The organism is Thalassoglobus neptunius (assembly GCF_007859735.1).
In the GTDB taxonomy this organism is placed as follows: Bacteria; Planctomycetota; Planctomycetia; order Planctomycetales; family Planctomycetaceae; genus Thalassoglobus; species Thalassoglobus neptunius.
Genome location: NZ_SIHI01000007.1, coordinates 16955 through 29226, shown reverse-complemented (window position 1 = coordinate 29226; position 12272 = coordinate 16955). Strand labels below are relative to the sequence as shown.

Here is a 12272-nt window from a genome sequence, read left to right as displayed (position 1 = left end):
GGGTCAAAATGCCCGCGGCCTCCACCTCCTGCTGAGCGATAAGCGATCCAAAGTTTATCTAGTTTGAATGACGATGGAAGGCTTTTCGACGACGATCGCGGGACTTGTGGAGACCGTTTCTGATCAACGTGCGAGTTACGAGTATTGCCGTTTCGGGGCTGTGTCTCGCAGCGCTTGGGAGAGGAATGCAAAAGCAGCTTGCAGTTCTTCGATTGACGAGACCTGATCTCTTTCGAGTTCCGTGACGACGCGTGGATGTCGATTGTTTGTGTCGCGAAGATGGTTTTGACTACGGCGATTCGTGCGTCCTGGGCGTAGAACAACCATTTTATTTTCTCCTTGAAATGTTGGCTGTAAGTGTCGTCTCAATTTCGATCAGGTCAGTGTTCTTCCTGACTGGATCGGAACATAGCGAAGGGCGTGCCAATTCTATTCGACTCACGCTGAAAGAAGGGCTTTGTGTTTCGAAAACACAACTTCTTCAACGTGTCTATTGTCGATTTCAATGCAAAGAAGTTGCGTATTTTCCGGTGATTTTCGTGGATTTGCTGCCGTCGAAATCTGATCTCGCATCGTTAGTCGTGACTGCGTTGGGAGTTAACGATGATGAGAGAATCTGGCAGAGAGAAGCTCAAGTGTCCCGGTTTTAGCGGTCAGAATGAGCCGGGGAATGGGAATGTCATTGTCACAATTCGAACCAAGATGGTTGCTGGCAGATCGGAATCATTCCTGCCGCATCGATTTCGAGGCACAATTGATCAATTTGATGACTTCTGTTTTGTCAAAAGTCGTGCGTGTTCACACACCACTCTCCGCGACGCCGAGCGCGTTGTCTGAATGAAATGCCTCGATCGCTCGCGGTTCTGGGTTGCCCGGGAGGCTTGTTCGAATTGCGAATGGCCCGGCATCGACTGGTGTACGTGAGGTGCGTTTCGATCATCTGCTGTGAGTGCACAACTTATTGCGAGTGCACAAGAAGCTCACGAAATTGGAATGACCAATCTTCACATGCTCAAATTTGGAGATGTTTGTTTCCCGGTGATCTTGCACAGAATGACTTGCTGGTGGTTTCCAAGATCACCAGCGAGCGATTAGGCTTTCGAGTGTCGAGTCGCATAAGAATCGGAGAAGTTTCTGTGAAGTCTACCGAAGACCCGGTCTACCGGCATTCGAAGCGGGAAGCGATCGCGATCCTCTTACTGTGGGGGGCGAGTTTCCTGTGGACAGTTCCGTACTGCTACGAATACGGATACAGGACAGCGGGCGAGGAACTTGAACTCGATCTCTTTTGGGGGTTGCCCTCATGGGTTGTCTGGGGAGTTGCAGTTCCCTGGGTGGTCTGTGGCCTTGTCGCGATTGGGATGTGTGCGTTCTACATCCAGGACGACGATCTTGAACCTGCGGAGTCGTTGTCTTCCGAGGTCAATTCGTCCGAGTCTTCAAACTCCAGTTAATCGTGTTTCGGTTGTTTGGACTTCGAATCATCGCTTGCAGGATGAGCGATGCTCGGAAGTCGGATGTTGTTGAACTCACGCAGTTACTTTCTCAGAAGCTTCCAGTCTCTACATGAAAGATGTCGGTATGGGAGGGGTTTCGGTTTCAGGTATCCTCGCAGTCACAGCTTCGAACGCGGCGATTTGGACATTCGGAATTTACACGATCGCAGTTTTTGTGATCGCAGCGTTCGCGAATCGATTGCTTCAGGGAAAGAGTTTTCTCAGCGAATACTTTCTGGGAAGTCGCGGGCTGGGAATGTGGGCTTTTGCGTTGACGTTCGCAGCGACGAGTGCATCGGGCGGAAGCTTTACGGGATTCCCGGCCAAGATTTATACGCACGGGTGGATTCTGGCGCTCTGGATTTCGAGCTATATGGTCTACCCGATTTGCACGATGGGATTGCTCGGGAAACGCGTGAATCAGGTCGCCCGAAAGTCCGGATCGATCACAATCCCCGATGTCCTGCGCGACCGGTTTGAGAGTCCCGCGTTTGGGATCGTCGCCATGCTTTTAATCGTCTTCTTTCTGTCCTTCAATCTCATTGCCCAATTCAAGGCGGGCAGTGTTTTGCTTCAAACCTTGATCGAAGACGCCGAGATTTTTCAGTCGCTCAGCCACACTTGTGGTTTGATGATTCAAGGCAATTCCTTCTTCGAAGGTGTGGAGCCGGGCTATTTCTGTTGCCTGCTCTCCTTCGGAATTCTAGTGATTCTCTATACGACGTATGGTGGATTTCATGCAGTCGTCTGGACGGATGTTTTGCAAGGGATCGTGATGGTGTTCGGAGTTGCGATTATGCTTCCGCTCACCCTTTCGCAAGTCGGTGGAATGCGATCAGGAACGGAACTGATGGCGAAGATGATTCCTCCGAGAATCGCATCCGGTCGACTCGATTTCGATCAAGCGACCGATCAACCGGTGACACTCAAAGATCTCTGGTTCGGTCGAACTGATGAGGACGGAGAACAACATCTTTATCGACTCAGTCGATCGATCTCCCTTCCTGCCGGAGCGACGTCCGCAGAGAACGTGACTTTCGTGGAACTGATCACTCCGGAAGAAATCGATCTCCAATGGAAGCGGCTCGAGGAGAATCGGTCCTCGTCTTCGGCAACGAAAGTTCAGGAAGACATTACCGGAGCTGTTGGCTCTGGCGAACGTGATGCCCTCAACCTCGCAGAGACGGAAGAGATTGCCAAAGCTTACTGGCCGTTTGATGCGGATTCCAATCCTTCTGTTAAACCTTTAATGACCGTCCATTTTGACGAGGTTCAAGAGTATTCCTACGGCGCCGGCGAGCCGGGCAATTACGTTTCAGGTCCTGCTCCCATGGGGCCGAGCGAAGCGGGGCGAACCGATGAAGATGTCGCGGCGGCAGCTGGTTTTCTGCCTTTAGGAATGGCGATTTCTTTCTTTTTCATGTGGGCAATTTCGGGAACGGGACAGCCTCAATATATGGTCCGATTAATGGCGTTTAAAGATTCCAAAACTCTTCGCCGGGCCATTATTACAGTCACGATTTATTACGGGTTGATCTATTTTCCACTCGTGATCATTTTCTGCTATTCCCGAATTTTACTGCCGGGAATGGAAAACGAAGCAGACCAGATTATGCCTGCCATGGCGGTGACGCTGACCGAAGGAGTGGGACATGGCTGGCTGGCGGGGCTGCTGATTGCTGCTCCATTTGCTGCGGTCATGTCGACGGTCGACAGCTTCCTGCTCGTGATTTCTTCCGCTCTTGTCAGAGACTTATATCAGCGGAATATTCATCCGTCTGCCAGCGATCAAACAGTCAAACGTTTGAGCTACCTGACGACATTGATCATCGGCTCGATTGCTTTGATCTTCGCGATCAACCCGCCGAAGTTTCTTCAAGACATTATTGTGTACGTCGGGAGCGGTCTTGCGGCGTGCTTCCTGTTTCCCGTTGTTGCGCTTCTCTATTGGAAACGATCCAATGTCTGGGGATGCCTGGGAAGTATGCTTGTGGGATTTAGTTCTCACTTGATGATGCACATCGCCAGTTGGTTGCAAGGCGGTGAGTTCACGAATCCCGTCGATCTGTTTGGTCTTGGGCCAGTCGTGATTGGCCTCGCAGCGTCGTTGCTCGCTGTCCTTATTATCACGCCGCTGACGCCAAAGCCTTCAGAGAAACTTGTTGAGAAATACTTCTCTGTTCCGTCGACAACGTGACCTGTTCGACGATTTCTCATGAGTCTTGCATGAGGCTACGAATCAGAAGATCCAAAACGAAAGAAGCGAAGAGCCAATTGACTCTTCGCTTCTCAGTTTTACCGTGTTTTCGCTCGATCATTGTGTATCGAGCTGCGTTTTATCAGGCGTTGGCCTGATTTCGTCGTTTGCGACGAATCACACCGGCGGATGCCAGACCGAGAGTCACGAGCGCCAGTGATGATGGTTCTGGAACGGACTGGAGTGAAGCTGAGTCAACTCCAATAATGTCGAACGCAAATTCTCCGTTACGGGCGAATCCGTCGACGTCCCAGAATTTTCCCGAAGAGTTTCCGGTGAACTTCTGAGTGAACTCCGGATCTCCAGTGAAGGCGAACCCATCTGAAAGGTTTCCACCAAGTCCTCCATTCAGGAAGTTGTCATACTGCGACAGTGCAACGATGTAGTCTCCTGCAGCGAGGCCCAGGATTTCCATGTACACGTCGTAGCTGCTGCCTGTGGTTGGATCGAAGTTCACCGCAGGGAAGCCACCGTCGTCATTGAAGTCGATCACGTTTCCACTGGAATCAAACAGATACAGGATTGGATCGAATCCACCAGCGGAAACAACGTTTCCGTCAGCTTGAACTCCGCCACCGTATCCGAATGACTGCAATGTCACATTCGAAGTGGAATTCAAAGTGAAGTTGAACAGTTGCACTGTATCATCTGCTTCGAATTCACCGCGAAACGAGAAGAATCCCGCTTCCGCGTGTGAAAGCATGCCCATCATCATGAAGATGGACCATGCGGCCATAAACTTTTTCATTCTTCACCCACAATTCTTAGTTGTTGATTGCTCTTTTTTTCTCTCACAAATGTTTTCACTGCAGTGGAAGTACGTGGGTTTGCAAACTTGCCCAACTATGCGGGAAGAATTTGAACTCGGCAAAGACTCAATTCTCGAAAAACATCCGACAGCTTGTTTGAGTCCAAACGGGTGGTCGATTTGATGCCGTTTCGCCACAAATCGGAAACTTCCGAGGCATTGACTCAGACGACGCCTGGAGGAATTCAAGAACTCACAAAGTTCGACAAACGGCATCAGAATTCATTCAAGAGACGAAATCGACTAGAACATCTACTGGCACAGTATTTCAGATTGGATGGGTCGTGATGGTCATTCGCATTCGGCAGCTACTCGTGACGATACTTCTTCTGGGCGGTCTCTCTTTCCGGAACGGATATGGAGATGTCCCTGTTCTGAACGTTGACGGCCAACCACTTGCAGCGAATGTGGCTCGTTTGATTGAGTGCCGGCAGGCAATGGGAGCCCCGTTTCCCGAAGATCTTCTGATTGAATTGAAGGCAGCTGTTCAGGATCAGGAGTCGATGCACATTCAGGAACTACTCGATTCCGAAGTTCTGCTGGCGGTCCATTTGAATCCTGAGTACCGAACTAAAGTGACGCGTGGACCAGCAAAGGCTCTCCTCACACAGAATGGATATCAGCTGTTTTTGGTGAAAGTCGTCAACGAGTCTACCCTCACGGAGCGTTTAAGAGTCTCGTCGCCGCAAGCGGGGAATGTTTACTCGGGAGTGTCGGCGTTGATTCTGCAGCGGCAGCAGCAGGAACATCTCGGTGATTCCGATCCGCAGCAACTCTCTCCAAATCGTTCCAGTGATTCTTCCTCGAAGCGGATTTTCCAGTTTGAATTATTTAGTGATCCCCCGCTTACGGATCGACTGAGTGGGCTTGGTGTCGAGTATTTTTTGCTGTTGGCGTACTGCTCCGAGGATGGAAAGCGGGAAGCGACACTCGCTTTTGATGTCGGTCAGGGAACTCAGGATTTGGGGTTTCGTGGCGAGATCCCGATTCTGTTCGAAATTCGCCCTGCTCTGCCGGTTCGACTTTCAATATTTGATGAGGACGGAACTCGCACGACTGCAAGATTGACGATCCGTGACTCGAAAGGGCGAGTGCTGCCGCCACAACCAAAGCGACTGGCTCCCGACTTTTTCTTCCAGGAGCAGATCTATCGTCATGATGGAGAGATGGTCAGCCTCGCTCCGGGAGAATACACGATTCAGAGTTCGCGTGGTCCGGAATATGTCGTTCAAGAGCAGAAGATCACTGTCGACCCGCACACGGAAAACTCGGTGGAGATTCATCTTCAGCGATGGGTGAATCCGATGGAGTTCGGTTTTTACAGCGGCGATCATCACATTCACGGGGCCGGGTGTGCACACTATCAGGACCCAACGCAAGGCGTTTCACCAGTCGATATGTTTCGGCAGGTGAAAGGAGAAGGATTAAATGTGGGCTGCGTTTTAACGTGGGGACCGTGCTTCGATTTTCAGCGGCGATACTTCTCGCCTCAAGCAGACCTCATCAGCGAACCACACACGAAACTGAAATACGATCTGGAAATCAGTGGTTTCGGTTCCGCTGCCCTCGGTCACGTTTGTCTGTTGAATCTCTCCGATCAGGTTTACCCCGGAACCAACGGGACGACAGACGGTTGGCCCACGTGGACCGTTCCTGTGATGCGCTGGGCCAAAGAACAGGGAGGCGTCACTGGCTACCCGCACTCCGATATGAGGATCGACGAAGCCAGATATGCCGATTGGCTTGTTGAACGTCATGATGAAAACGGAGACGAAGAAGTCAGCATCGACGAATCTGAAGAGATTCTTCTCCCTGAAAAATTCGGTTTGATGGACGAAGACGCGACAGGCACTCTTTCCCGAAGTGAAATCGCTCGTGCGGCGGATCAAGCGGCGAATGGGCTTCCGAATCTTGTCCTTCCCTCGATGAACGGTTCCGGAGCGATGGAAATCTTCGTCAGCGCCTCCGAAGGAGTTTGTGATTTCACAAGTGCCATGGACACCGGCCGGATCGGCGAATTGAACACCTGGTATCATCTGCTGAACTGTGGCTTCCCGATCAAGCTCAGCGGAGAGACGGATTTCCCCTGCATGAGCAGTCGACGAGTCGGTCAGGGGCGAGTTTATGTCAAGATCGCCGATGAGAAGCGTCAGGAGTTCGAGTTTGCTGACTGGTGTGCGGGACTGGCTGCGGGGCGTTCGTACGTCTCAGACGGTTACGCTCACGCTTTGAAGTTTGAGGTCGGTGGAAAAGAACCCGGAACCGGCAAGTTAAATTTGAAGAGACCCTCCGTTCTACTCGTGGAAGGTTTGGTGAGCTTTGCCCCCGACACTCCTGTCGCTGTTGCTCACGGAACTCAACCCAACTCAGACGGGCGCCGGGAAATCGGTGACACGCGGGTTCTGCACGGGGAAAGAAGTGACCAGTACATTCACGGCGGCGAACGGCGGGTTGAAGTCATCAGAAACGGCCGAGTAGTCGCTTCTCAAGTTGTGCCAGCGGACGGGAAGCCCCATCGAATTACCCTGTCGATCAATGTATTCCAAAGTAGCTGGGTCGCGCTGCGTCAGTTTCCCCAACTTCACACGAACCCAGTCGAGGTCATTGTCTCGGAAGAACCGATTCGAAGTTCGGAGGAGAGTGCGGAATGGTGCCTTCAGTCCGTCGAACTCCTGTGGGCGTCTCGAAACCACCTGATCGACGAGAGTGAGCGAGATGACGCCAGAGAAGCATACGATCGAGCTATCGAAACCTATCGGACTCGGGGAAGAGATGCGAAACGGATCCGAGAAGCACTCGTTGTTCCGTGAGTCATCGGTCAGGAAAGCTCTGTGAACTCGAATGTGTTCCGGTTCTGACAAGTCAATGGGACAGGCGGCGCAGAGTACGCAGGAGAGAAAAAATGTCCCGGTTTAATCGGAGTTGGTCGATGCGTTCTCCGGTTTCGGTTTCCGTTTCAGGCTTCGTGGGCTGAAACATTCGTGTTTTTGAGAGCGTTGCGCCATTGTAATGCGTTGCATTTTCATCCGTGGCTTTCATACTTTGCCACCAACGAATCGTCACCAATCATATCAAAGCGATCGTGTCTTCGACGGATCATCTCCCTCGAGGACCCATTTCGATCGTTACCAAAGATCCAGTGTGGAGAAAAATCAATGGCTGCAACTACGGATTTTCCGATTCCATTGCATGAGTACAAAGTGGTCCCTCTGGACCCAAAGCAGCCCACACTGACTGATGAACAACGCGAACAGCTGGAAAAGAACATTCAGCTTTGCCGCGACGCCATTATCTTCTTCACCGCGATCGGTGGAGCAAAAGGCCTCGGCGGTCACTCCGGCGGACCATACGATACTGTTCCCGAAACGCTGATTATGCATGGGTTTATGGAGAACGGTCGCCAAGGGGGAACGCCCGGAATTGTTCCCGTTTTCTTTGACGAAGCTGGTCACCGCGTCGCAACGCAATATTTGATGTCCGTCCTCGAAGGGGAAATGGACATCGAGAAACTCTTCCATTATCGCGAATACTTGTCGCATCTGCCTGGGCATCCGGAACGCGGATTCACTCCTGGCGTCAAATTCAGCTCGGGCCGATTGGGACACATGTGGCCGTTCGTGAATGGTGTCGCTCTCGCGAACCCTGACAAAGTCGTGTTCATGCTGGGGTCCGATGGATCTCAGATGGAAGGCAACGACGCTGAAGCCGCTCGGTTGGCAGTGGCCCAGCAGCTGAATGTCAAAGTCGTCGTCGATGACAACGATGTGACAATCGCCGGGCATCCGTCGAACTATCTCCCCGGATACGATGTCGGGAAGACACTGGCAGGACACGGACTCAAGGTCGATACCGGAGACGGAGAAGATCTCGACAGCCTCTACCGTCGCATGTGTGCGGCGGTCACGGAATCCGGTCCGGTCGCTTTGATGAACAAGCGAAAAATGTGCGTGGGAATCGAGGGGCTCGAAGGGAGCGCCCACGGTCACGACGTCATTGGGACCAAAGTCGCGATCGACTATCTCAAGTCGCGTGGACGAGCAGAAGCGGTTGAGTACCTGGAGTCTGTTGAGAAAGGCCCGGGCGGACCTGCTCATGAAGGTTGCGATGCCAGCAGCGTTGGCAAAAACCGCGATCTGTTTGGACGCATTCTGAACGAAATTCTCGACGCGATTCCTGAAGAGCAACGAATTGCCTCAGTCAAAGTCTTCGACTGTGATCTCGAAGGAAGTTGTGGTCTCAACCACGTTCGAAAAGAACACCCGGAAGTTTTCGTTCGGGGTGGAATTATGGAACGAGGAAACTTCTCGGCAGCTGCCGGTTTCGGGTATGAAGTCGGGAAGCAGGGAGTCTTCGCAACATTTTCCGCTTTTCTGGAAATGGTTGTTTCCGAAGTCACCATGGCCCGCTTGAATCAGAGTAATGTCCTCGCTCATTTCAGCCACGCTGGTTGCGATGACATGGCCGACAACACCTGTCACTTTGGTCTGAACAATATGTTCGGAGACAACGGCCTTCCGGACGAAGATCGTGACAACACGCGGCTTTACTTCCCCGCTGACCAGCATCAGTTCCGCAAGTGTCTGAAGTCGATTTACAACGATCTTGGATTGCGATTCCTCTTCTCAACACGTTCTGGTGTCCCAGATCTCCTGAACGAGAACGGCGGGAAGCTGTTCGGCGACGATTACGAATTCGTGTCCGGAAAAGATGACATCGTTCGCGAAGGAACTGCGGGATATATCGTCACCTTCGGAGAAACGACCTATCGCGCTTTGGATGCTGTGATCAAACTCAAGGCTTCCGGAATCGATGTTGGATTGATTTGCAAGGCGACTCTCAACGTTTACGACGAAGAGATGATGCAGAAACTCGCCGCGTCCCCAGCTGTTCTGGTTGCTGAATCATTCAACGTGAAAACCGGTCTCGGTTCACGCTTCGGAACAGAGTTGCTCAAGCGAGGATTTACCGGTCGATACAACAACATCGGAACACATCGCGAAGGTTCCGGCGGGTTGTGGCAGCAGATGGGATATCAGGGACTGGATTCGGAAGGAATTCAGAAAGCCATCCGGGAACTCGTGAAATAAGCTCTCGAGAACTCTGATTCTTCATGACTCCTCGTGACCGGAATTGGCTCTGGTGACGAGGAGTTTTTCTTTGAATCGTTTCTCTTGTCGCAACACGTTTGTTTGAGTTCTCAAGTTTTGGTTTGAGTTCTCGAGCGCTGACTGACCGCCGCGCTCACGTCCCAAAGGGGAGAGTAATAGAAGATTGAAGGTCCCCTGCCCTGTCGTTTAGGGTATGGAACCGAGTCGCTCGGGGGATTCTCAGCGTATCGTGAAATAGTTTGTGATTGACGGTCAGCTTTGCTCGATGTAGCGATTTACAATCGGGCTGTAAGCATCGATTCGTCGGTCTCTCAGGAATGGCCAGTGAGTTCTCTGTTGGTCGATCGTCGAGAAGTCACATTCCGCCATCAGGATTTCTGCCTTGTCCTGGCTTGCTTTGGCGATGATTGTGCCGGACGGGTTGCACAGAAAACTTTGTCCCCAGAACTGGATTCCCCCGTCGGGGTCTCCTTCATGTCCAATACGATTCGCCGCCGCGACGAACACCCCGTTCGCGATTGCGTGACTCCGTTGAATTGTTTCCCACGATGAATGCTGAGCTTCTCCGTACTCAGCTTTCTCTGCCGGATGCCAGCCAATCGCTGTTGGATAAAACAGAATTTCAGCTCCGGCGAGAGCGGTTAGTCGAGCAGCTTCGGGATACCACTGATCCCAGCAAATCAAGACGCCAACTTTTCCGAAGCGTGTCGAAAAGACCTTGAATCCCAAGTCTCCGGGAGTGAAGTAAAACTTCTCATAAAACAGCGGATCATCCGGAATGTGCATTTTCCGATACAGCCCAAGCTCTGATCCGTCGGCGTCGAAGACGACTGCGGTATTGTGATAGAGACCGGGTGCTCGTTTTTCGAACAGTGAAGCAACGATGACAACTCCGCACTCGCTGGCAATCTGCGAGAACGCTTTCGTGCTCGGCCCTGGGATCGTTTCGGCGAGTTCGAAGTTTGCGTGGTCTTCACTTTGGCAGAAGTACTGGGACCGGAACAGTTCCTGAGTGCAAATGATCTTTCCGCCCTGCTCTGCCGCACGGCGAATATCAGAAATGGTCGCTTCCAGATTCTCCTGAGGATCGGTCGACGCGGATCGTTGAATGAGTGCGACATTCATTGGTTGATTTTGCATGGGCATTGGGGACATTCCTCACGAAGTTCCGGAAATCGTCAAAGCACTCTGCTCGCTTTGCATGACCGACTTGCAGACGAGATTTTCTGCGCAAACGTGACGTTCTCAAGTTTTCGCAGTTGGGGGGAAGAGTACGGTGTGGCTGCCGGAAGGTCTACTGCTGCGTGGGCGAGATTTCTGACGGCTCACTCCGAGATTGTGGGGTTCTCGTACCAGATGACTCCCAGGTTGTCGCGTTCTTCGCACGTCAACTGGTCGAGATCGCCATCGTGATCCAGATCAATCGACTGCAGGAGGTCGAATTTCACGCCGTCTTCAAGCCCGGCGATGTCTTTGAACACCCACTCGTCAGACATGACGTTGTCTCGCTTGAGCCATTCGAGTCCGCGTTTTTCTCCGGAGTGTTCGCACGAGAAAACGAGATCGTTCAGACCATCGAGATCGACGTCGAGAATCGCAATTCCTTTGCCAGTTCCTGCATCAGAAGGCATGGCAATTTCATGTTCGATCCAGTTTTGGCCGGAGTCGTCAGCACGTTCGTACCATGTGATCGGACCATTCTTGACAGCGACAGCAATGTCGGTTTTTCCATCATGATTGAGATCCCCCTGACTGAGAAACATGACTTCTCGGTCCGTTCCTCCGACGGTGTGCCGAGTCCATTGCGGACTGCCGGAATCGCTCTGTTGATATTCGAGCCAATGCAGACCTCGTCGGGAGAGTTTGCGGTCAGTGTAGAGGATGTCTTCATCCCCGTCTCCGTCCATGTCTGTTACTTCGATGCTCATGATCCAACCGACTTGTGTGAGGGGATTCCATTTCCATTCGGCGGTTTGCCGCGGGTCTGACGGGGACTGAAGCCATCCGAGCTGAGCGTTCGCTCCTTTGGCTCCGATGACGAGATCCACACCGTGCTGGTGATCGATATCCATGGGAGCGCAGAACATCCACAGTCCTTGAGATTCGAGAGCCGGAACCGCAACTGTTTCCCAAGACTGCTCCTTCTGCCAGTGAAAATAAACTGAACGATTTTTGCCTTCGCAGCAGCTGACGACTTCCATTTGTCCGTCTCCGTCGAGGTCGGCGAAGACGGCATCTTCTGGCGAGGCGACATGCCCGGCGATTGAAAACGGCCACGAACTGCGGGAGGCCTTCGGTCCCGGATTTGTGTAAACGCGAATTTGGCCGCCTTCTTCCCAACCAGTGACAAGGTCAAGATGCCCGTCGGAATTGAAATCGGCGACTCGGATTCCATCCGCACCGCGAGAAGTGTTGTCGATGGTGTGACGGACCCAGACAGATTCTTCGGCGAACCCGAACTGAATGGAAACGAAGAACCCCGCAAGTACCGCCGCTGTTTTGAACATGCTGATCGACCTCAAATGCCCCGATGAATGCTGTTTCAGCGCGTGCGAATCGAGTTGAACCGTTGGCTGCCTTCTCAGTGCGAATGCAATCGCTTG

The 12272-nt window shown here is 52.2% G+C and carries 8 protein-coding genes; 4 read left to right on the top strand and 4 right to left on the bottom strand.

Features of this window, described 5'->3' with window-relative positions; translation table 11 throughout:
- Window positions 1-135: 135 nt before the first annotated feature.
- On the bottom strand, window positions 136-327 hold the full coding sequence (locus KOR42_RS14485; protein WP_146510553.1) for a hypothetical protein: 192 nt from the start codon (window positions 325-327) through the stop codon (window positions 136-138).
- 809 nt (window positions 328-1136) lie between these two features.
- Between KOR42_RS14485 and KOR42_RS14480 the strand changes: the two genes are divergently transcribed.
- Window positions 1137-1454, top strand: coding sequence for a DUF997 family protein (locus KOR42_RS14480; RefSeq protein ID WP_146510552.1), 318 nt, complete (start codon window positions 1137-1139; stop codon window positions 1452-1454).
- Window positions 1455-1566: 112 nt separating this feature from the next.
- Window positions 1567-3693, top strand: a complete 2127-nt coding sequence (locus KOR42_RS14475; protein ID WP_146510551.1) for a sodium:solute symporter family transporter — start codon at window positions 1567-1569, stop codon at window positions 3691-3693.
- A 142-nt stretch (window positions 3694-3835) separates the two neighbouring features.
- Here KOR42_RS14475 and KOR42_RS14470 read toward each other — a convergent pair whose 3' ends face one another.
- Window positions 3836-4501: a DVUA0089 family protein gene (locus tag KOR42_RS14470; protein WP_146510550.1), complete on the bottom strand. Its 666-nt coding sequence runs from the start codon at window positions 4499-4501 to the stop codon at window positions 3836-3838.
- Window positions 4502-4848: 347 nt separating this feature from the next.
- Between KOR42_RS14470 and KOR42_RS14465 the strand changes: the two genes are divergently transcribed.
- Both KOR42_RS14465 and KOR42_RS14460 read left to right on the top strand, forming a co-directional pair.
- Window positions 4849-7371 (top strand): CehA/McbA family metallohydrolase, encoded by a 2523-nt coding sequence (locus KOR42_RS14465; protein WP_146510549.1) that lies wholly within the window; start codon window positions 4849-4851, stop codon window positions 7369-7371.
- 345 nt (window positions 7372-7716) lie between these two features.
- A complete protein-coding gene (locus KOR42_RS14460; protein ID WP_146510548.1) occupies window positions 7717-9648 on the top strand; it encodes a transketolase C-terminal domain-containing protein in 1932 nt (643 codons plus the stop codon).
- Between the two features lie 273 nt (window positions 9649-9921).
- Here KOR42_RS14460 and KOR42_RS14455 read toward each other — a convergent pair whose 3' ends face one another.
- The gene (locus KOR42_RS14455; RefSeq protein WP_390620885.1) at window positions 9922-10809 is read right to left on the bottom strand and encodes a carbon-nitrogen hydrolase; all 888 of its coding nucleotides are present in this window, start codon (window positions 10807-10809) and stop codon (window positions 9922-9924) included.
- 185 nt (window positions 10810-10994) lie between these two features.
- A complete protein-coding gene (locus tag KOR42_RS14450; RefSeq protein WP_146510547.1) occupies window positions 10995-12176 on the bottom strand; it encodes an FG-GAP repeat domain-containing protein in 1182 nt (393 codons plus the stop codon).
- Window positions 12177-12272 lie beyond the last annotated feature (96 nt).